Raw genomic sequence first — 19,423 nt, 5'->3', positions numbered from 1 at the left:
TTATCTGCCGCTGGACCCGGGTCTGCCGAGCCAGCGCCTGAGCCGCATCATCGAGCTGAGCCGCACGCCGTTGCTGGTGTGCAGCGCAGCCTGCCTTGAGCAGGCGCAGACCTTGCTCGAAGAGTTTGGCTGTTCGAATCGCCCGCGCCTGCTGGTATGGGAAGAGGTCCAGGCATCGGTGGCAGCGAGGCACAATCTCGGCATCCACAGTGGCCCGGACAATCTCGCCTATGTGATCTACACCTCGGGTTCGACCGGGCTGCCAAAAGGCGTGATGGTCGAGCAACGCGGCATGCTCAACAATCAGTTGAGCAAACGTCCGTACCTCGACTTGAGCGCGGCCGATGTGATCGCGCAGACCGCCTCGCAAAGCTTCGACATTTCCGTCTGGCAGTTCCTCGCCGCGCCATTGTTCGGCGCGCGGGTCGACATCGTCCCGAACGCGATTGCCCACGATCCGCAAGGTCTGCTGGCGCATGTACAGGCGCAGGGCATCACCGTGCTGGAGAGTGTGCCGTCGCTGATTCAGGGCATGCTCGGCTCCGAGCGTCTGAGCCTCGATGGTTTGCGCTGGATGCTGCCGACCGGTGAAGCGATGCCGCCGGAACTGGCCCATCAATGGCTGCTGCGTTACCCGGATATTGGTCTGGTCAATGCTTACGGCCCGGCGGAATGCTCGGATGACGTGGCGTTCTTCCGTGTCGACATGGCGTCGACGCGCGGCAGCTATTTGCCGATCGGTACGCCGACCGACAATAACTTGTTGTATTTGCTCGATGGCGCGCTGGAACTGGTGCCTTTGGGCGCGGTGGGTGAGTTGTGTGTGGCTGGCACCGGCGTCGGTCGCGGTTATGTCAGCGATCCGTTGCGCACCGCGCCGGTGTTTGTGCCGAATCCGTTCGGCGCGCCGGGCGAACGCCTGTACCGCACCGGTGACCTGGCACGGCGCCGCACCGACGGCGTGCTGGAATACGTCGGCCGCGTCGATCATCAAGTGAAGATTCGCGGTTACCGCATCGAGCTCGGTGAAATCGAAGCGCGTGTGCATGAACAACCGGAAGTGCGCGACGCGGCGGTTGGTGTGCAGGAAGGCGTCAACGGCAAGCATCTGGTGGGCTACCTGGTCGCGGCCGATGCAGCGCTCAATCCGGGCGAACGCCTGGAGCGGATCAAGCAGCGCCTGCGCGCCGAACTGCCGGAATACATGGTGCCGCTGCACTGGTTGTGGCTGGAGCAGATGCCACTCAATGCCAACGGCAAACTCGACCGCAAAGCCTTGCCAACGCTGGAGATCGGTCAGTTGCAAAGCGCGGATTATCTGGCCCCGCGCAACGAGCTGGAGCAGACCCTGGCTGATATCTGGGCTGAAGTGCTGAAAGTGGAAAAGGTCGGCGTGCGCGATAACTTCTTCGAATTGGGCGGGCATTCGCTGCTGGCTACGCAAATTGCATCGCGGTTACAAAAAGCCCTGCAACGCAACGTGCCGCTGCGCGCGATGTTCGAATGCAGCACGGTGGAGGAACTCGCCGAATACATCGATGGGCTGGCGGCCAGTGACATTACCGAGGAGAAGGTTGATCGGTTGAATGATCTGATGGCGGAGCTGGAGGGGTTGTAGTTCTTCAGCGCCTGGGCCGGCCTCTTCGCGAGCAGGCTCGCTCCCACACAGGATCTGTGGTGTTTACAAAACCCCTGTGGGAGCGAGCCTGCTCGCGAATGGCGTCTGTACATTGCCGTACATTTCCATCCTTGACGATCAACAACCGGCAGCTCAGTCTGCCGGTTCTGTTTTTTCTCGCGGAGGTGGTCGATGCCCTTTTTCACGGTTGACGGACAAGCACTGCACTACATTGATCAAGGCACCGGCCCCGCCGTGTTGCTGGCCGGCAGTTACCTTTGGGACCAGGCGATGTGGGCGCCGCAGATCGCCGCGCTGACCCCGCACTATCGCGTCATTGCCCTGGATTTGTGGGGGCATGGCGAGTCCGGCAAGTTACCCGAAGGCACAACCTCGCTGGACGACATTGCCCGACAGGCGCAGGCCTTGCTTGATTATCTGGACATCGACCGCGTCACCCTCGTCGGGCTTTCGGTCGGCGGCATGTGGGGCGCGCGTTTGGCACTGTCCGCACCGCAACGTCTCAACGGTCTGGTGCTGATGGACACCTACGTCGGCGTCGAGCCGGAACCGACCCGGCAGTATTACTTCTCGTTGTTCAAGCAGATCGAAGACAGCGGCACTATCTCCGAACAATTGCTCGACATCGTCGTGCCGATCTTTTTCCGCCCGGGCATCGACCCGCAGTCGGCGCTGTATCAGGACTTCCGCGCGAAATTGAAGAGCTACTCGCCCGAGCGTCTGCGCGAAAGCATCGTGCCGATGGGCCGCATCACGTTTGGCCGCGACGACCTGTTGCCACGCCTGGGCGAGCTGAACCCGGAGACGACACTGGTGCTGTGCGGCGATCAGGACAAACCACGGCCACCCTCGGAAGCCCGGGAAATGGCTGAATTGATTGGTTGCCCGTGCGTGCTGGTACCGGAGGCGGGGCATATCTCCAATCTGGAGAATCCCGCGTTTGTCACTGAGGCACTGCTGGCGTTTCTGGCCGAGCGCAACCGCTAGACCGAGTGAGCTTCATTCGCGAGCAGGCTCGCTCCCACAGTCAATCGTATTCCTTCAGCATGAATGCAATTTCTGTGGGAGCGAGCCTGCTCGCGAAGGGGCCGGTTCAGGCAAAGGAAAAACTACTTAGGCCCGAGAATCTTCACCAACTTGTCCGGCGAAGGCGCGCCTTGCTGTTGTTGCAGTTCGCCTTTGTCGTCCATGTAGAAAATCGCCGGGGTGGCTTGCAGTTCGAGGTCTTCCATCAACTGCATGTTCGCCGCGAGTTTGGTTTGCACGGCGACCGGGATGTCTTTCATGGCCTTTAGCGCGCTGCCCTTGCCGGCCTTTTCGTGATCTTCCAGGGCCTTGGCCGGGTCTTTCGCCGCCAGCAGCGCGGCTGATTTGCCCGGGCTGTCTTCGCGGATGATGCCGACCATGATGTGGCGCAACTGCACTTTGCCTGCCTTGACCCATGGCCGCGCCTGTTCCCAGAACATGTTGCAGTAGGGGCAATTCGGATCGCTGAACAGGTACACCGTGCGCGGTGCATCCTTGTTGCCGTCCTGAATCCAGTTGCTCGCCTCGAACTTGGCCCAGACTTCCTTGGACATCGGTGCGTAGACCAGTTTCTGCAAAGGCTCGCTGCTCAGGTCCTTGCCGTCGGCGTCGTAAAGATTACCCACCACGACGTGTTTGCCGTCCGGGGTCAGGTACAGCGCCATGCCGCGGTTCTGGTATTGCGCGGCGTACCCGCGCAGGCCATCGGGGGCGTCGAACTGGCCGACGATTTTCGCGCCCTTGGCTTCGATCTTTTTGATTGCGGCGGGCAGTTCTTCAGCAGCCTGCACCGACGGCAAGTGCAGCAGGGCAGTGCCCAGGGTCAGCGTCAGCAGGTGGCGGAGGCGGGGCATGGCAGTTTCCTTGCAGAGTTGGCCGGGGCAACGGCCTGATTCGGGCTTGAAGGTGAAGTGTCGAAGGTTTCCAGGGCGCGGGCGAGGCTGGCGTTCGACAGTTCACCGAGATGACTGGTCAGCAAGCGACCGTCCGGGCTATAGAACAGCGTAGTCGGTAACGCCATGGAACCCACGGCCTGACCGAGACGGCCGCGGCGGTCGAACAGCACGTTGTTCAGGCTCAGGCCCTGGGTTTCCAGGAACGTGGCCACGCTTTGCATGCTCTCGGCCTGATTGACGAACAAGAACGTCAGATCCGGGCGCTGCTGTTGGGCGTTTTCCAGCACCGGCATTTCTCGCCGGCACGGCGGGCACCAGGTCGCCCAGAGGTTGATCACCAGCGGGCCGCCCTGATAGTCACTGAGCTTGATGGTTTCGCCAGCGGCGTTGCGCAGGGAAATATCCGGCAGGCGCGTACCCTGTTCGTAGATATTCAGCGACAGGGTGGCAAGCAGCCAGAACGCCACGCCACTGACCACGCCGAAACCCAACGGTCGACGCAAAGCGGGCCGGCGCCAGCCGCGATACAACGCCGCCAGCAGCAGCACGATCACTCCGGGCCAAGCGAGGAAACCGCCGTCGCGCAGATCGATGATCTGCCACGGGTCATTGCGATAGTGCGACCAGTACAGCGCGACAAACGCAATGCGCGCCGCGAGCATGCCCAGCAAAAACAGGCTGAACAGCGCTGACTCGGGGTTATCGCCGCCGCGCTTGGCCACTCGCCAGCCGACAAATGTCGCCAGCGCCAGAGCACTGATCAGCAGCAGGTGGTTGAGCGCGATGGCGAAGGTGCCGAGGGTGAACGTCAGCATCAGTTGGCATCTCGGGTGGCGGACCAGCGTTGCAGGAAGGTGTCGGCATCGACCTCGCCGGTGATGCGCTGGCTGCGGCGTTCTTCGCCGTCAGCGCCGATCCAGATGAACGTCGGCGGCCCCGGCACTTTATAGCGACTGAGCAGCTCGCGGCTGGCAGCGTTGTCGGCGGTCACATCCAGGCGCAGCAGGCGCACATCGCTCAGGGCCTGCATGACCTTGGCTTCACCGAACACCTTCTTCTCCATGACCTTGCACGACACGCACCAGTCGGCGTAGTAATCGAGCAGCACCCACTGACCCTGGGCCTTGGCCGCGTCGAGTTCGCGTTGCAGGGCGGCCGGTTCCTTGATTGTGCTGAAGGCATCGTGGCCCGTCGGCGCCGCGCTGGCGACAGGGCCGGCGCTGTAGACCTGCAATGGCTGATACGGATCATCACTGCCGCCCGCTGCACCGATCACCAACAAGCTGCCCCACAAACCGAGCAACAAGGACAGGGCGCCAAACATCTGCGCGACGCGGCCAAACCCTGCGGATTGTTTCCAGGCGCTGTAAGCGGCGATCAACAGCAGAGCGCCACACAGCCCCAGCCACAACGACGGATCCAGTACCGGGCGCAGCATCAACAATGCAGTGGCAAGAAAGAGGAAGCCGAATATGCCCTTGAGCAGATTCATCCACGCGCCGGGTTTTGGCAGGAAGCGGTTGCCCACGGTGACCAGCAGCAACAGCGGCACACCAATGCCGATGCCCAGTGCAAACAGAATCAGACCGCCGTGCAACGCGTTACCGCTCTGCGCGATGTACAGCAGCGCGCCGGCCAGTGGCGCGGTCATGCACGGCCCGACCAACAGACCGGACAACGCGCCCAGCACACCGGCGCCGATCAGGCTGCCGCCGCTGCGGCTGCGCGACGCATGTTCAAGACGATCACGCAGGGCCACCGGCAGTTGCAGCTCGAAGAAGCCGAACATCGGCAATGCCAGCACCACGAAAATGGCGGCAAACGCACCGAGCAGCCAAGGATTTTGCAACCACGCCTGCAGGTTCGCACCGAGCAGCGCAGCAATCACGCCCATCGCCGCATACACCAGTGCCATGCAGATCACGTAGCTGCTGGCCAAGGCAAACCCGCGCCGTGGTGTGGCGCCACTGCCGACGATCATCCCGGCGAGAATCGGCAGCATCGGCAGCGAACACGGGGTAAACGCCAACAGCAGGCCAAGGCCGAAGAACACCAGCAGACTCCAGCCCAGCGCCCGTTGTTGCAGACTGCTGGCCAAAGCCTGATCCGGGGCTTCAGCGCCTGTTGTTGCTGCGGCTTTGCCACCCAGGTCAATCACCCGGGTTTGCGGTGGATAGCACAGACCGGCATCGGCGCAGCCCTGATAACTGACCTTGATCTGACCGCTGGCCGCTGCCGGGATTTTCACTTCCAGGCCTTGGCGATAGACCGGCTGCTCGCCGAAGAACTCATCGCTGTGGGATTCGCCTTCAGGCAACACCGGCTGCTGATCGGCGGCCAGTCCGTCGAATTTCAGGCGTTTCTGATACAGGTAGTAGCCGTCAGTGATCTGCCAGAACAGCTGGGTTTCGCCCGAGTCCAGACGCTCGGAGGTGAGTACGAATGCCTTGTCGACGGGTAAAAAGTCCGGCTTGGACTCGAACGGATTGTTTCCGGCCTGAGCCAGACCGGAAACCAGTAGAGCAAACAGAAGAAAAAAATGACGCATGGAGGAGCCTTGTCCCTGTGCAAGTGGGGTGCAGGATGGGCGGCGGCGATTAACCGATAATTAACCCTATCCTACTAGGCTCGCCGGGATTGACCAATCAGCCACGCAGCAGGCCGGGCCAATTACCGTCATCAATGGTTCTGGGGCCGGCAACGAGTCGGTCGGACTGAATGTTGTAAGTGAGGTACTGATTGTTGGTCAGGAAGATATACCAGTAACTGTCTGCAAATGTCCGGTCATTCTGCGCCGCTGTGATTATCCGGTCCTTGTAAGGTTTCAGCGCGCCCAGCTGATATTCGCCGAAGCGGTTGTACTTGACGGTCTTGGCCTTGTAGTCGAAAGACAAGTAGTGGCCGTCATCGAGGATGAATCGAAACAGAAAAGGGTGGCCGGTCAGTTGAAACCAGGTGCCGGCGATGATCTTGTCAAAATATGGAAGAATCGGCTTCCATACCGAGTCGGCTACCTTGTAGAAGGCGGCAACTTTATCGCTGTCCTGATCGTATTTGCAGACCATCGGAGTTGTTCCGTCATAGAAGAACAGCCAGGCAATATCCTCGTCACTTCCGGCGTTCCAGCCGAAGGAAGTGGTAGTCAAGCCAAAGCGCAGATCTTTGGTATACGGGGCGAAGTTGTCCCAGTTGCCTGCTGTGGCGGCTGGATAATTGGACGGGACGCTATTGTCGCCAAGATCAAAGCGCGAATAGGTATCGGTGTCCTTGAAGAAAAAATAAATTCGATCAGGGCCGGAGCGCCAGTCTATGGCAACAAAGTTATTCAAGTTGGTCATGTTTAAAAGTCCATTTAAGTGCGGGGTTGAAGTTGCCGGTTGAAACTAGATGAAGTTGCGTTGGCGATAAAGGCTGGAATTGTTTCCGGATGGGTAACGGGGTAATAAAGTTTGCTGGGCGTGCTCGCGTCGGTTGCTGGGCTGCGACAACCTGACTGCATTCTCGTGCAGCTTTGCGAAGTCGACGTGTGCCGCCATAATTGCCCCTTAATCCTTGCCTGCTTCACTCGCCTTTTTTATTTCCGGAGCCCCTATGCACGTACTGGTTTGCGAAGACGATGAGCTGATCGCCAGCGGCATCGTCGCCGGGCTCAAGGCACAGGGCCTGACCGTCGAGCACGTCAACACCGCGTCCAAGGCGCGGGCGATGCTCAAGGTCGCCGAATTCGACGTGATGGTTCTCGATCTCGGGTTGCCCGACGAAGATGGCCTAAAGTTGCTCCAGCAATTGCGGCAGAGCGGCCTGGAAATCCCGGTTCTCATCCTCACTGCCCGTGACTCGGTGACCGATCGTGTCGACGGTCTGCAGGCCGGCGCTGACGACTACCTGCTCAAGCCTTTCGACCTGCGCGAACTGTTCGCTCGCTTGCAAACGCTGTTGCGCCGAGTGGCCGGGCGCAGCGTCAATCTGATCGAGCACGGCGCGCTGACCTACGACCCGAGCAGCCGCGAAACCCGCCTCGCCGGGCAACCGGTGGACCTGTCGCGCCGCGAGCAGTCGCTGTTGCAGGCATTGCTGCACAATCGCGGCCGGGTGCTGTCCACCGAGCAACTGAAGGACAGCGTCTACGGCTTCAACGACGAACTGGAAAGCAACGCACTGAACGTGCATATCCATCATCTACGCAGCAAGCTTGGCAAAGGCATCGTCGAAACCGTGCGTGGTCTGGGCTATCGCCTCGGGCCTGCCGATGGCGGAGAGCAAGGCAAGTGATGAGTCTGCGCCTGCGCCTGAGTCTGACGCTCGGCGCTGCCTTCGCGTTGATCTGGGCGCTGGCGGCGGCGTGGATGCTCAGCGATCTGCGCAATCAGATGATGTTTTCTCTCGACCAGCGTCTGGTTGCCTCCGCGCGCATGGTCGCCGGCTTGCTCGAGCAATTGCCGACGCTGCCGAGCAAAGGTGAGGGCACCCACTTCAGTGCTGAACAGCTGAACATTCCCGGCGGCATGGCCTGTCAGGTCAGCTCATTGCGCGGCGAGATTCTCGCGCGAAGCCACAACAACCCCGAGCAAGCGCTGGAAGCCGAGAAAATGGGCTTCCACGATCAGATGATCGACGGCGCACCGTGGCGCAGTTTCACCCTGGCCCGGGGCGATGTGCGCATCACTACGGCGGATCGGCAGATCGAACGCGAAGCCTTGAACATGTCGATTCTGCTCGCCGCTTCGGTGCCGGTCGGTGTGGCCTTGCTTGGCTGCCTGTGCCTGCTGTGGCTGGGCATCGGTCAGGGTCTTGCACCACTCAATCGTCTGCGCGAGGCGCTGATGCGGCGCAATGCCGATTCCCTTGAGCCCTTGCAGTTGCAGGCGTTTCCCAGCGAATTGAAGCCGTTGCTGGAAACCCAGAATCAATTGTTCCAGCGCATCGGCAAGACCATCGAGCGTGAACGTCGCTTGACCGGTGACGCCGCGCATGAACTGCGCAGTCCGCTGACGGCGATCAAGACCCACCTGCAAGTCGCGCGCATGACCGACGGCAGTGCCCGCGATCAATCGCTGGCCCGCGCCGAGGAGGGCGCCGATCGCCTGCACCGCACCCTTGAACAGTTGCTGCTGCTGGCGCGGGTCGAAGGCAGCCTGTCGTTCGATGACGGCTCGCAATGCAGCGCCGAGCAAGTGGCCCGACTGGCGATCCAGGACGCCACCGGCGGTGAACGGCTGCGGATCAAACTGCACGTGCCGGACGACCTGTCCGCCGCGCCGCTGCAAATGCCCGCCGTGCTGGCGATTGCTGCACTGCGCAACCTGCTCGACAACGCCCTGCGCCATACGCCTGAAGATTGCGCGGTCGAGGTCCATCTGGAAAACATTGGCAATCGCGTGCGTTTTGTCGTGCGTGACCATGGCCCGGGCATTGCGCCAGATGATTTGCAGCATCTGACCCAACGCTTCTGGCGCAACGGGCAGAGCACCGGCTGCGGGCTGGGTCTGGCGATTGTCCAGGCGATCGTCCAGCGCTGTGACTGCGCCCTGCATTTCGACAGCCGCCCGGATGGCTTGCGGGTCGAACTGACCATGCCGTTGCAAACCCTCTGATCTCACCTCGGATCCCCTGTGGGAGCGAGCCTGCTCGCGAATGCGGTAAGTCATCCAATATCGACGTTGACTGGTCCGACGCTTTCGCGAGCAGGCTCGCTCCCACAAAAAGAACATGTTCTGGCACATCAAATGTAACTTCTCGGCGTTCGCTATCCGCCAGGGTTGGGGCTAAGGTCAACCCAGCTTTGACTCAATGGATTGAGGGAACTGCGCCATGGAAGCACCCGTCTGCGTACGTTCGGCCACCCTGGCCGACACCGGCATCATCAACCGTATTGTCGAGCGCTCGATCCGCATCGGATGTGCACTCGATCACCGCAACCATCCACTTCTCGTAAGCGACTGGCTCAACCGTTCTCACGCCGATTTCATCAGTAGCCGGCTCGCCGACCCACATTTCTATCTCTGCGTCGCTTTGCTTGATGACAAACCGGTCGGTGTCGGCATGGCCCGGGTCAGTGGCGAAATCCTGCTGTGTTACGTCCAGCCGGAATCCTTCCGCCGAGGCGTCGGCCGGGCGCTGATGCAGAATGTCGAAGGCTGGTTGCGGGTTCGCGGTGTGCGCAATGCTCACCTCAACAGCACCCGCACCGCCGAGGGGTTCTATCGGCACCTGGGTTACCAACAGGCAGCGCCACCCGGTCTTTCCAACGGCTTGCAAACCGTGCCGCTGCGCAAACCTTTGCCCTCACCGGCCGGACAACTCGATCAAGGGTGTAAATCCGCACCGCGCTGAAGCGTTTCCAGAACAGGAAAACCTGCAAGTGCGCCCCGCGACCGGAACGCGCACCTGTCGGTGTGCTGTTCTGGTCACTATCCATAGCGAATTGAGGGGTCGAGAGATGTCAGTCGCCACCAGTCTTATCGAAGCGTCGTCGGCCCGGGTCGCCTCGGCGCCGGCGGAAACGTTGTTCGAATTCAACGAATCACCGTTGTTGGCGCGGCAGAGCCGACAGGAGTCCAACGCACGCAGCTATCCGCGTCGCATTCCGCTGGCGCTCAAGCGCGCCAAGGGCCTGTATGTCGAGGATGTCGAAGGGCGTACATTCATCGACTGCCTGGCCGGCGCCGGCACGCTGGCGCTGGGGCATAACCACCCGGTGGTGATCGAGGCGATCCAGCAAGTGCTGGCCGATGAGTTGCCGCTGCACACCCTCGACCTGACCACGCCGGTCAAGGATCAATTCGTCCAGGACCTGTTCGGGCTGCTGCCGACGGAGTTGGCGGCGCAAGCGAAGATCCAGTTCTGCGGCCCGACCGGCACCGACGCCGTGGAAGCAGCGCTGAAACTGGTGCGCACCGCAACCGGGCGCAGCACCGTGCTGTCATTTTCCGGCGGTTATCACGGCATGAGTCAGGGGGCGTTGAGCCTGATGGGCAGCCTGGGACCGAAAAAACCACTGGGTGCGTTGCTCAGCAACGGCGTGCAATTCATGCCCTTTCCCTACGACTACCGCTGCCCGTTTGGCCTCGGCGGCGCGGCGGGCGTCAACGCCAATCTGAGTTATCTGGAAAACCTGCTCAACGATCCCGAGGCCGGGGTGCAATTGCCGGCGGCGGTCATTGTCGAGGCGGTGCAGGGCGAGGGCGGCGTGATACCGGCGGACATCGAGTGGTTGCGCGGCTTGCGCCGGATTACCGAGAAGGCCGGTGTGGCGTTGATCGTTGATGAGATCCAGAGCGGTTTCGCCCGTACCGGCAAGATGTTTGCCTTTGAACACGCGGATATCGTTCCGGATGTGGTTGTACTGTCCAAAGCTATCGGTGGCAGCCTGCCGTTGGCGGTGGTGGTTTACCGCGACTGGCTCGACACCTGGCAACCCGGCGCCCATGCCGGCACGTTCCGCGGCAATCAGATGGCCATGGCCGCCGGTTCAGCGGTGATGCGCTATCTGGTGGAGCACAAGGTTTGCGAGCACGCAGCCGCCATGGGTGATCGACTCAGCGAGCATCTGCACATCCTGCAACGCGACTTCCCGCAGCTGGGCGATATTCGTGGGCGTGGCCTGATGCTCGGCGTTGAACTGGTCGACCCGAACGGCGCGCCCGACGCGCTCGGTCATCCGCCAGCGTTTGCGCGTCTGGCGCCGCTGGTCCAGCGTGAATGCCTCAAGCGTGGCCTGATTCTGGAGTTGGGCGGTCGCCATGGCGCAGTGGTGCGCTTCCTGCCGCCGCTGGTGATCACTGCCGCGGAAATCGATCGGGTGGCCGAGATCTTCGGACGCGCATTGGCCGCTGCCACCGCCGCGCTGTAAATTTTTCCGCGCGGCGAACGTTCTTTCTACATACCCGGCTGCATTCTTTGTGCAGCCGACCTTACAACGATGGAGAACCAGCATGACGTCAGTATTCGACCGCGAGGACATCCTCTTTCAGGTCGTGGTCAACCACGAAGAGCAATACTCGATCTGGCCCGATTACAAAGCTGTGCCGCAAGGCTGGCGCACCGTGGGCAAGAGCGGCCTGAAAAAGGAATGCCTGGCCTATATCGAAGAAGTCTGGACCGACATGCGCCCATTGAGCCTGCGCCAGAAGATGGATGCGCAAGTCGCGGCGCAATAAGCGACCGGGCAAAAGAAACCCGCTGGACCAGTGATGGTCAGCGGGTTTTTTCATGTCTTGAATTTGTATTGCCTGCACAGTCTCATCGCTGGCAAGCCAGCTCCCACAGGTATTGTGGTTGATCACAAATGTGTGTTCGCCAAAAACTCTGTGGGAGCTGGCTTGCCAGCGATGAACGATGACTCGGTATCAGCCTGACTACGCTCCGCTCAACCCCTTGAGCAACAAATCCACATTCCCCTCCAGCTCCGCCAGCGGATCCGCCGCATCGGTACTCAACACCACCAAACGGCTGCCGGATTCGGCAATCGCTGCTTTCACCGGCTCCGCGGGCTGGCGATGGTGCAGCACCACCGCCACGTCATTGTCCTTGAGCGTCGCTGTCAGCTTCTTCAACTCCTCTGGGGTCCAATCGGCATCGGGACGCGCATCCTGTCCGGCCAGTTCAAGGTTGAGGCTGCCAATCAGATAGCCGAAGTGATCGCTCAGGCTCATCACGCTCAGGTTGTCCGCTTCGGCCAGACGCGCTTCGGTGTCCGCGCTGAGTTTCAGCAAACGCTGTTTCAACGCCGCCAGGTTGGCTTCGATTGCAGGCTTGGCGCTCGGTGCCAGGCGCACTAGGTCTGCGGCCATCACATCGGCCATGCGCCCCATGTTGTTGCTCGCCAGCCATGGCTGACTGTTCAGGCCATCAACCTGCAGGCCCGGCTGCACGGCGATGCCGGGCAGGGCGCCGTCGACCGGGCGCGCAGCGTCGACTTCGACGATACGGATATTGCTGCGCCGCGCGATCGGGTACAGCGGATCATCGGCCCACAGCGAACGCAGACCGATTACCGCGTCCGCGTCGGTGGCCAGTTTGCTCAGCGCCGGAGCGCCACGGCCGGTGAAATACGCGGTCTGGCGGCTGCCGGGCAGGTTGGCCGGCGCCGCGCGTTCGAGGTTGACGTTCGTGCCCTTGAGCAATGCCTCGCCCAATCCATAGGTGATCGGTAACGAGGCCAGAACGCGTAACGGTTTCGCAGTTTCAGCCGCCATCAACGGAGTGCAGACCACGCCACACAGGGCCATGGCCAGAGTCAGGTTACGCAATGAAAAAGCCATTTATCCAAGGTTCCCTTTCAGGCTGGGGACGACGCCGCGCGCAATGGCGGCGAGGGCGAAAGCGATGCCGGCGACCAGAATGATCGCAGCGCCGGACGGGATCGGCAGGTCGAACACGATTGGCGCAAGAATCCCGCACAGGGTGCTGACGGTAGCGATCAGCACCGAGCACCAGAAAAACCCTTTCAGCGACTGACTGAGCAAGCGCGCCGCTGCCGCAGGAATCACCAGCAAGGCACCGACCAGAATCGCGCCAATCACCTTCACTGCCGCGACGGTGATCAAGGTCACCAGGATCACGAACAGGTAATCCAGGGTCTTCACCGCTACGCCACGCACCGCCGCCAGTTGCGGATTGAAACTGGCGAGCATGATGCGGTTGTACAGCGGCAGGGCGAGGGCCATGACCAGCGAACCGACGATGGCCAGCACCGCCAGATCATTGCCGTTGACGGTCAACACCGAACCGAACAGCACGTTTTCCAGAATGTGCACGTTGATCTTGCCGGCGAGAATCAGCAGCAGGCTCGCGCCCAGTGCCAGTGACACCGAGAGAAACACGCCGATCAGCGTATCCGGTGCCAGCCCGGTGCGGTTGCGCAGGTAGTTGAGCAGGATGCCGAACAGCAGGCAGTAGCCGAACAGACTGCCGTACGGGCCGGTGTAGGGTTCGCCGAGCAGGATGCCGATGGCGACACCGGTCAACGCGGCATGGCCGACTGCTTCGGAAAAGAACGCGAAGCGCTTGACCACCACCAGCGTGCCGAGCCCGCCCAGCACCGGGCCGATCAGTAGGCCGGCGAGCAAGGCGTTGACGACAAAACCGTAGGCCAGCGCTTCCGGCAGATAACCGGAAGACGCCCAGCCCTGGACCATCAAACGAAAGTCTTCGTAGCTCATCAGACCGCGCTCCGTGGATGGGTGGAAAACAGCGTCAGCAGACGTTCCGGAGTCAGCGCCTGTTGCGGTGTGGCATCGAACAGCACGCGGCGGTTGAGACCGGTAACCCGATCGGCCAGCCGGCCCACCGCTTCCAGGTCATGTTCGATCCACAACACCGTGATGCCCGCCGCGCGCCAGTCAGTCAGCAGACGTTCGAACACCTGGATCCCGGCCTCATCGAGGGCCGACATCGGCTCGTCGAGCACCAGCAGCTGCGGCGCCGGAATCAAACCCTGCGCGAGCAGCACCCGCTGGCGCTCACCGCCGGACAGCGCGCCCATGCGCCGCTTGCGCTTGTCCTGCATGCCGACCCGCTCCAGCGCTTCGCCGATGGCGCCGGCATAGTGTTTGCTCAAGCCGAGAAAGGCCGGGCGGCGTTGACACATGGCCGCCATGAAATCGTCGACGGTCATCGGCAAGCCACGATCGAACTCCAGCGCCTGCGGGACGTAACCAATGGCGCCGGGCTCGCCGGGCCAGTGCAGGCTGAGCTGGCCCTGATGCGGCATCTGCCCGAGCAGGGTCTTGATCAGCGAACTCTTGCCACCGCCGTTGGGGCCGACCAGCGCATGCACGCTGCCGGGCTGCACCTGGAAGCTGACCTTGTCGAGAATCGTCGTGCGCCCCAAGGTCAGGCTGATATCCGCAAACTCCAGCGCCGGCCCATTTTTCCCCTGCGAGAGCGAGCCTGCTCGCGGATGCGGTGTGTCATTCAGCGAAGATGTTGCCTGATCCGGCGCATTCGCGAGCAGGCTCGCTCCCACCGGGTTATCGGTGTTGTCAGGGATCAGAGTTTCTTTCGACGTCATGCCCCCGACTCCTGAATCGCCCGAACCACGGTGTTGAGGTTGCCGGTCATTTCCTTTTCGTACTTGTCGGCGGTGTATTCGCCGTAGGAAATGTGCGACAGCGGGTACAGCTTCACCCCGGATTCGCGCTGGATGGTGTCGACGTAGCTGGAGGGGAAATCCATCTCCGAAAAGATCACTTTGACGTCGAGTTCACGCAACTGGTCGATGGTCTTTTTCAGCTGACTCGGGCTTGGCTCGATGCCGTGGGCCGGCTCGACCACGGCCGTCACTTCCAGACCGAATTCGCGCAAAAGATAGTCGTAAGCCGCATGCACTGTGGCCACGCGCAGTTCGGCGTTGGGTGCCTGGGTCAGTTTGGCCAACGCGTCGGCGCGCATCTGCCGCAGGCGTTTGCCATAGGCGCGCGCGTTTTGCGTGTAGATCTTGGCGTTGTCCGGATCGATCTTGCCCAGCTCGCGGGCGATGTTGTTGACCTGGGCGATGGAGGCGCTGATCGACAGGAACGTGTGCGGATTGACCACTTTGCCAGCGCCGCGCGCAGCGACACCGGTGGCCGCCAGCAATGGCACGTTCTCGTTGGCTTCGATGGTTTTGACGTTGGGTGTTTCGCTGGCGGCGATCATCCGGTCGGCGAAGTCGTCATGACCGACGCCGTTGAGCACGATCACGTCCAGTCCGCTGATGCGCTTGATGTCTTCGGCGCGCGGTTCGTAGGCGTGCGGATTGAAGCCCGCAGGAATCAGCGGCACCACTTCGGCCTTGTCGCCGACGATGTTGGCGACGTAGCTGTAATACGGATGCAGAGTGATGCCGATACGCAGGCGTTTGCCTTGCTCGGCGCTGGCCAACGGGCTCAGCAGGCAGGCGCACAGGCCAAGCAGAAACAGGCGTAACAAGGGACGGCGAGGAGATGAAATGGACATGGGCAAGCAGTCTTCTCTCGGATAAAGGCGAGGAATCAATGGCGATGTTCGCGGGTAACCCCGGCATCGAATTGCGCGACGATCTGTTTCCAGCCAGCGGCGGACAGCGCGGCGTCAGACAGATCTTCAGCAGGCGCGGGATCGGCGCTGCGCTTGAGCCAGATGTCCGGCGCCGCGTTGGCGTCAGTGCCGACACGCATCAGAAATGAACCGGCGACATCAGGCGTCGCACTACGGCCGAAATAGGCGCGTTCGGCGAGCATCTGCCATGCGTGACCGCCACGGCTGACCGAACTGGCGTCCTGCGCGAACGGCGCAAAGCCTTCGTCGGCTAGCATTTGTGGCGTCGGCAGGGCTTTTTGCTCTTCGCGCAACAAGCGGATTTCGTCGAGGGTCACGCGCAGGTCGGCATAAATGCCTTGCTCGGCGGCGCTGAGATCGCGGCGGGCGTCGTACTGGTTGCTGGCGACCGGCTCCGGTTCATGGGAAACCCCGCGCCACGCCACCACCGAGCCGGCGACCGCGAGGATCAGCAGGCACAACAGCAGCACATTGAGGGTTTCATGACCGGCGCCGGCCGGGCGTACCACTTGCGTCGTCGGGCTACTCATGGGGCTTCGATATCCGCCTGGTCGATTTCCACAACGTGGCCTGGGCCGGCATCGAATAGCACATAGAACTCGCTGCCGGGTTTCTTGAACGTCAGCGTCGAGTCATCACCCAATTTGCCCGGCACCAGAATGGTTTCGTCGTAGCCGATCACGTCGAGGGTCACACCCGGCGCGCCGCTGCCGTCGGAAAAACCGCCGGTGCATTTGATCTGTTCGGCATCGATGGCTTTGCATTCGCACATCGGGTTGTGCGCCAGGGCGCTGGCGCTGAAACCGGCGCTCAGCAGCAGCGCGGCGCTGGCGAGCAAACGGGTCTGAAGGGGTGAGCGAGTCATGGTTTGGCTCCTTGTTTATTCAGCCACGCAACCGTGGCGGGGGAGGCTTGGCTCAGGGGAATCGCGGCCTGGTGCATGCTGCCGTCCCAGCCTTCCATGGTGATCCACAGTTCGGCGTCAGGTTTGGTCTTTGCCGGGATCGGCATTTGCGTGCCCATGCGATAAGGTGTACCGAAGAAGATCGTGCCAGCGGCGCGCAGACTGCGCGGCTTGCCGATGCGCAGGTAAGTAGCCTTGACCTGTTCGACGCAGGTATCACAAACGGCGGCAGTGAAATCCTTCATATAGCCGGCCGGACCGCTCAGGTGCGGCGCCTCGTCACGCAGTTCGGCCAGGCGCAGGCTCCACGGGCCGACCTGGACGGTGCCTATTTCACGCTGGCCCAGGCCACTGTCGCCGCGAAACAGCGAGGCATCGGCAAAGTATTTCGGCATGAAGCCCAGCGGGATCAGCAACAGCAGGACATTGATGTGGAAACGCCACTTGTGCCAGAAACGCGACAGGCGCGAGGGCGGTGTGACCGAGATGGCTTTGTTCACAGGCTCGCCTCCGAAGGTTCACGGCGCAGCGCCGGTTGAGCGGTGACGCGGTTTTTCTTGTCCTCGCGTTTCAGCGCATTGGCGGTGGCCAAGGCGGTGCGCTTGGTCCAGATCAGCAGGCCGCTGAGAATCATCATGCTCAGCAACAGACCGAAGAAGAACCAGATCAATTTGATCCAGATGCCGCCGAAGTCGCCGGTGTGCAGCGGGCGCATGGATTCGGTGACGAATTCCAGCGAGGACCGATCGGACAGCAACCGTGAGGAGGCCATTTCGCCGTTGTACGGGTTGAGAGTCGCGGTCTGATACATCAGCGGATACCAGCCACGGCCGCTGACGCTCATGTGCGAGTAGGCATTGCCCGGCAGGTTGACGTAGCTGGCTTCCAGGCCCGGAATCTTCTGCTGGGCGATTTCGATGGCGCGATCCAGGCTGATACGCGGCGGCGGGGTGCCGGCGGCCGAGATCGGCACACTTTCGCGGGACATCGCCGGAATGATCGGTTCGCTGGAAATGGAAATCTGGTTATCGAACAGGATCGCCTTGATCAGGAACCAGATGCCGGTGATGGAAATCACCGCGATGAACCAGATCGACCAGATGCCGCACAGGCGATGAAAGTCGCCCCAGAAAATCCGCGCGCCGTGGCGCACGCGCAGGGTCGGGCGCAGAAAACCTTTCCAGAAGCGCTTGTACACCACCAGCCCGGTAATCAGCGACACCAGCATCGGCACGCCGAGCAGCGACACCAGATACCAGCCCCAGCTGTAGCCATTGGTGAACGGCACGAGCCACCAGCCATGCAGGGCGCGGGTAAAGGCCTTGAAATCGAAGGCCGGCGCGGTGCCCTGAATGACCCCGGTGTACGGATTGACATAGACCGTCAACGAGCGCCCGTCGGGGTAGCTGACTTCGACATCGAGGGCAAAGTGCGACTCGTCCGGACGATTGATGCTCTGCACCAGGGTTTGCGGTTCGGCCTGTTTGATCGCGGCGAGAATCTGGTCGTAGCTAAGTCGTGGCGCATCGTCCGACGGCTGACTGGCGCGCATTTGCGGGTTGGCCAGCCAGACAATTTCCTGGCTGACCACTGCCAGCGTGCCGGTGACACAGACGATCAATACAAAGAACCAGATCGGCAACGCCAGCCAGCTATGCACCAGGAACCACAGTTTGGAACGGGATTTCTTCGACATGATTGCGCGTCTTGATTGCGGTGGAAGGGGCCGGGCTACGGGCTTCGCAGCACGGAACTCCCCGGGAGGCCGTTCGTGGCTTTTGCCTACGCGAACGGCCTGCATTCCTATAAGACGGATGAGCGAAGAAAATCCCGAAAGCGGATATGAAAGTAAATGTTTCGCAATTACATCGGCAGTGCATTTTTGCCGGTCGATCCGAGGCAAAAAGCCCTCAGCCTTGGCTGAACATCTCCATCGCACGCTGGCGAATCTGCTCTTCGCTCAGATCCTCTTTGTGCGTGGCGAGAAACCACAGATGGCCGAACGGATCTCTCAAGGTACCGCTGCGGTCACCGTAAAACTGGTCTTTGACCTCGGAGACGCTTTGCGCCCCTGCATCCAGCGCCTGTTGAAAGGCTTGGTCGACATCGGTGACATACAGGTGCAAGCCGATCGACACCGCCTGCTGTGGATTGCTCAACGGCCCTTGGTCGCAAGGCGTGCCGAGCATGATCGCGCTGTCGCCGATGCGCAGCTCGGCGTGGCCGATGTTGCCGTCGGGCATGGTCAGGCGCATGACTTCGCTGGCATTGAAGGCTTTCTTGTAGAAATCGATGGCCTCGGCAGCCTGTTGGATGCCGAGATACGGGGTAATGCTGTGATACCCCTCGGGAATGGGTTTGACGCTCATGACGTTCTCCCTGTTTTTGTTTTCAACAGATGTGGTTACACCGGATTCACCCGGAGCAATCACTATAGAACCGTCCTTGCTGCGCAAATTGTTCGCCGACGAGCAGCGTCATCACTCATCGCGAAAGTGCGGGCCTGGGCCTCGGTCACCGAGCATGTCGCCTTTATTGCGTAACGGACACGCCTCCATGGACAGACAGCCGCAGCCGATGCACCCGGTGAGCTGATCGCGCATCAACGTAAGTTGCCTGATCCGTTCATCGAGCTCGCGCTGCCATTGTTCAGACAGCATTTTCCAGTCCGCCGCCGACGGCGCGCGATCCTGCGGCAGGATCTTCAGCGCTTCGCCGATTTCCGCCAGCGGTATCCCCAGCCGTTGTGCGACTTTGATCAACGCCACCCGGCGCAGTACGGCGCGCGGATAGCGGCGTTGATTGCCGGCATTGCGCTCACTCTTGATCAAACCTTTGGCTTCATAAAAATGCAGCGCCGTGACCGCGACGCCACTGCGCGCCGCAACCTCACCCACGGTGAGAGGCTTGTGCACCTGCTCCTTGCTGATCATGCGG

Annotated in this window: 21 protein-coding genes; 7 read left to right on the top strand and 14 right to left on the bottom strand. The window is 61.4% G+C overall.

Translation table 11 applies throughout. From position 1 onward, the window contains the following. Positions 1–1,618, top strand: a 1,618-nt coding sequence (locus OQK_RS01650; protein ID WP_038860407.1) for an amino acid adenylation domain-containing protein, incomplete at its 5' end; no start/stop codon positions are given. Positions 1,619–1,810: 192 nt separating this feature from the next. Further along, positions 1,811–2,626: an alpha/beta fold hydrolase gene (locus OQK_RS01645; protein ID WP_016770817.1), complete on the top strand. Its 816-nt coding sequence runs from the start codon at positions 1,811–1,813 to the stop codon at positions 2,624–2,626. A 122-nt stretch (positions 2,627–2,748) separates the two neighbouring features. On the opposite strand, the gene dsbG is transcribed toward OQK_RS01645, so the two are convergent. From dsbG to OQK_RS01625, 4 genes are all read right to left on the bottom strand, one after another. Further along, positions 2,749–3,519, bottom strand: coding sequence for a thiol:disulfide interchange protein DsbG (gene dsbG / locus OQK_RS01640; protein ID WP_016770816.1), 771 nt, complete (start codon positions 3,517–3,519; stop codon positions 2,749–2,751). Then, positions 3,495–4,376, bottom strand: a complete 882-nt coding sequence (locus OQK_RS01635; protein WP_016770815.1) for a prolipoprotein diacylglyceryl transferase family protein — start codon at positions 4,374–4,376, stop codon at positions 3,495–3,497. The genes dsbG and OQK_RS01635 overlap by 25 nt, the downstream gene beginning before the upstream one ends. After that, entirely contained in the window at positions 4,376–6,109 is a 1,734-nt protein-coding gene (gene dsbD, locus OQK_RS01630) for a protein-disulfide reductase DsbD (RefSeq protein WP_016770814.1), read from the bottom strand. Before dsbD ends, OQK_RS01635 begins: the two co-directional genes overlap by 1 nt. A gap of 97 nt (positions 6,110–6,206) precedes the next feature. Continuing rightward, positions 6,207–6,899 carry a hypothetical protein gene (locus OQK_RS01625; protein ID WP_016770813.1) on the bottom strand — a complete coding sequence of 231 codons (693 nt, stop codon included), beginning with the start codon at positions 6,897–6,899 and terminating at the stop codon, positions 6,207–6,209. Positions 6,900–7,152: 253 nt separating this feature from the next. On the opposite strand from OQK_RS01625, the gene OQK_RS01620 reads away from it, so the two are divergent. The 5 genes from OQK_RS01620 to OQK_RS01600 all read left to right on the top strand — a co-directional run bounded on the left by OQK_RS01620 (position 7,153) and on the right by OQK_RS01600 (position 11,720). Next, complete coding sequence (locus tag OQK_RS01620; protein ID WP_016770812.1) at positions 7,153–7,833, top strand: response regulator; 681 nt, start codon at positions 7,153–7,155, stop codon at positions 7,831–7,833. After that, positions 7,833–9,155 (top strand): ATP-binding protein, encoded by a 1,323-nt coding sequence (locus OQK_RS01615; protein ID WP_038860405.1) that lies wholly within the window; start codon positions 7,833–7,835, stop codon positions 9,153–9,155. The genes OQK_RS01620 and OQK_RS01615 overlap by 1 nt, the downstream gene beginning before the upstream one ends. A 217-nt stretch (positions 9,156–9,372) precedes the next feature. After that, positions 9,373–9,894 (top strand): GNAT family N-acetyltransferase, encoded by a 522-nt coding sequence (locus tag OQK_RS01610; RefSeq protein ID WP_016770810.1) that lies wholly within the window; start codon positions 9,373–9,375, stop codon positions 9,892–9,894. 106 nt (positions 9,895–10,000) lie between these two features. Continuing rightward, on the top strand, positions 10,001–11,413 hold the full coding sequence (locus OQK_RS01605) for an aspartate aminotransferase family protein (RefSeq protein ID WP_016770809.1): 1,413 nt from the start codon (positions 10,001–10,003) through the stop codon (positions 11,411–11,413). An 82-nt stretch (positions 11,414–11,495) separates the two neighbouring features. Continuing rightward, entirely contained in the window at positions 11,496–11,720 is a 225-nt protein-coding gene (locus tag OQK_RS01600) for an MbtH family protein (RefSeq protein ID WP_016770808.1), read from the top strand. A gap of 198 nt (positions 11,721–11,918) precedes the next feature. Here OQK_RS01600 and OQK_RS01595 read toward each other — a convergent pair whose 3' ends face one another. The 10 genes from OQK_RS01595 to soxR form a co-directional block, all read right to left on the bottom strand. Continuing rightward, positions 11,919–12,824 (bottom strand): metal ABC transporter substrate-binding protein, encoded by a 906-nt coding sequence (locus OQK_RS01595; RefSeq protein WP_016770807.1) that lies wholly within the window; start codon positions 12,822–12,824, stop codon positions 11,919–11,921. Beyond that, positions 12,825–13,724, bottom strand: coding sequence for a metal ABC transporter permease (locus tag OQK_RS01590; RefSeq protein ID WP_016770806.1), 900 nt, complete (start codon positions 13,722–13,724; stop codon positions 12,825–12,827). It abuts the gene before it with no gap. Further along, a complete protein-coding gene (locus OQK_RS01585) occupies positions 13,724–14,575 on the bottom strand; it encodes a metal ABC transporter ATP-binding protein (RefSeq protein WP_016770805.1) in 852 nt (283 codons plus the stop codon). The genes OQK_RS01590 and OQK_RS01585 overlap by 1 nt, the downstream gene beginning before the upstream one ends. After that, a complete protein-coding gene (locus tag OQK_RS01580) occupies positions 14,572–15,501 on the bottom strand; it encodes a metal ABC transporter substrate-binding protein (protein WP_016770804.1) in 930 nt (309 codons plus the stop codon). The genes OQK_RS01585 and OQK_RS01580 overlap by 4 nt, the downstream gene beginning before the upstream one ends. A gap of 35 nt (positions 15,502–15,536) precedes the next feature. Then, positions 15,537–16,112, bottom strand: coding sequence for a DUF6162 family protein (locus tag OQK_RS01575; protein WP_016770803.1), 576 nt, complete (start codon positions 16,110–16,112; stop codon positions 15,537–15,539). Then, positions 16,109–16,447 carry a hypothetical protein gene (locus OQK_RS01570; protein WP_016770802.1) on the bottom strand — a complete coding sequence of 113 codons (339 nt, stop codon included), beginning with the start codon at positions 16,445–16,447 and terminating at the stop codon, positions 16,109–16,111. The genes OQK_RS01575 and OQK_RS01570 overlap by 4 nt, the downstream gene beginning before the upstream one ends. Further along, on the bottom strand, positions 16,444–16,986 hold the full coding sequence (locus tag OQK_RS01565) for a hypothetical protein (RefSeq protein WP_016770801.1): 543 nt from the start codon (positions 16,984–16,986) through the stop codon (positions 16,444–16,446). The genes OQK_RS01570 and OQK_RS01565 overlap by 4 nt, the downstream gene beginning before the upstream one ends. Then, positions 16,983–18,182, bottom strand: coding sequence for a PepSY-associated TM helix domain-containing protein (locus tag OQK_RS01560; RefSeq protein ID WP_016770800.1), 1,200 nt, complete (start codon positions 18,180–18,182; stop codon positions 16,983–16,985). The genes OQK_RS01565 and OQK_RS01560 overlap by 4 nt, the downstream gene beginning before the upstream one ends. Before the next feature lie 214 nt (positions 18,183–18,396). Then, complete coding sequence (locus OQK_RS01555; protein WP_016770799.1) at positions 18,397–18,855, bottom strand: VOC family protein; 459 nt, start codon at positions 18,853–18,855, stop codon at positions 18,397–18,399. Between the two features lie 111 nt (positions 18,856–18,966). After that, positions 18,967–19,419, bottom strand: coding sequence for a redox-sensitive transcriptional activator SoxR (soxR, locus tag OQK_RS01550; protein WP_016770798.1), 453 nt, complete (start codon positions 19,417–19,419; stop codon positions 18,967–18,969). Positions 19,420–19,423 lie beyond the last annotated feature (4 nt).

Source organism: Pseudomonas sp. R62 (genome assembly GCF_000257605.1).
In the GTDB taxonomy this organism is placed as follows: domain Bacteria; phylum Pseudomonadota; class Gammaproteobacteria; order Pseudomonadales; family Pseudomonadaceae; genus Aquipseudomonas; species Aquipseudomonas atacamensis.
Note: the sequence above shows the minus strand (reverse complement) of the source record. Positions and strands in the feature narration are given on the sequence as shown.

What these genes read in the sequence shown, in the direction of transcription:
- OQK_RS01645 (WP_016770817.1), top strand. Translation starts at nt 1,811, where the DNA reads ATGCCCTTTTTCACGGTTGACGGACAAGCACTGCACTACATTGATCAA.
- dsbG (WP_016770816.1), bottom strand. Translation starts at nt 3,519, where the DNA reads ATGCCCCGCCTCCGCCACCTGCTGACGCTGACCCTGGGCACTGCCCTG.
- OQK_RS01635 (WP_016770815.1), bottom strand. Translation starts at nt 4,376, where the DNA reads ATGCTGACGTTCACCCTCGGCACCTTCGCCATCGCGCTCAACCACCTG.
- dsbD (WP_016770814.1), bottom strand. Translation starts at nt 6,109, where the DNA reads ATGCGTCATTTTTTTCTTCTGTTTGCTCTACTGGTTTCCGGTCTGGCT.
- OQK_RS01625 (WP_016770813.1), bottom strand. Translation starts at nt 6,899, where the DNA reads ATGACCAACTTGAATAACTTTGTTGCCATAGACTGGCGCTCCGGCCCT.
- OQK_RS01620 (WP_016770812.1), top strand. Translation starts at nt 7,153, where the DNA reads ATGCACGTACTGGTTTGCGAAGACGATGAGCTGATCGCCAGCGGCATC.
- OQK_RS01615 (WP_038860405.1), top strand. Translation starts at nt 7,833, where the DNA reads ATGAGTCTGCGCCTGCGCCTGAGTCTGACGCTCGGCGCTGCCTTCGCG.
- OQK_RS01610 (WP_016770810.1), top strand. Translation starts at nt 9,373, where the DNA reads ATGGAAGCACCCGTCTGCGTACGTTCGGCCACCCTGGCCGACACCGGC.
- OQK_RS01605 (WP_016770809.1), top strand. Translation starts at nt 10,001, where the DNA reads ATGTCAGTCGCCACCAGTCTTATCGAAGCGTCGTCGGCCCGGGTCGCC.
- OQK_RS01600 (WP_016770808.1), top strand. Translation starts at nt 11,496, where the DNA reads ATGACGTCAGTATTCGACCGCGAGGACATCCTCTTTCAGGTCGTGGTC.
- OQK_RS01595 (WP_016770807.1), bottom strand. Translation starts at nt 12,824, where the DNA reads ATGGCTTTTTCATTGCGTAACCTGACTCTGGCCATGGCCCTGTGTGGC.
- OQK_RS01590 (WP_016770806.1), bottom strand. Translation starts at nt 13,724, where the DNA reads ATGAGCTACGAAGACTTTCGTTTGATGGTCCAGGGCTGGGCGTCTTCC.
- OQK_RS01585 (WP_016770805.1), bottom strand. Translation starts at nt 14,575, where the DNA reads ATGACGTCGAAAGAAACTCTGATCCCTGACAACACCGATAACCCGGTG.
- OQK_RS01580 (WP_016770804.1), bottom strand. Translation starts at nt 15,501, where the DNA reads ATGTCCATTTCATCTCCTCGCCGTCCCTTGTTACGCCTGTTTCTGCTT.
- OQK_RS01575 (WP_016770803.1), bottom strand. Translation starts at nt 16,112, where the DNA reads ATGAGTAGCCCGACGACGCAAGTGGTACGCCCGGCCGGCGCCGGTCAT.
- OQK_RS01570 (WP_016770802.1), bottom strand. Translation starts at nt 16,447, where the DNA reads ATGACTCGCTCACCCCTTCAGACCCGTTTGCTCGCCAGCGCCGCGCTG.
- OQK_RS01560 (WP_016770800.1), bottom strand. Translation starts at nt 18,182, where the DNA reads ATGTCGAAGAAATCCCGTTCCAAACTGTGGTTCCTGGTGCATAGCTGG.
- OQK_RS01555 (WP_016770799.1), bottom strand. Translation starts at nt 18,855, where the DNA reads ATGAGCGTCAAACCCATTCCCGAGGGGTATCACAGCATTACCCCGTAT.
- soxR (WP_016770798.1), bottom strand. Translation starts at nt 19,419, where the DNA reads ATGATCAGCAAGGAGCAGGTGCACAAGCCTCTCACCGTGGGTGAGGTT.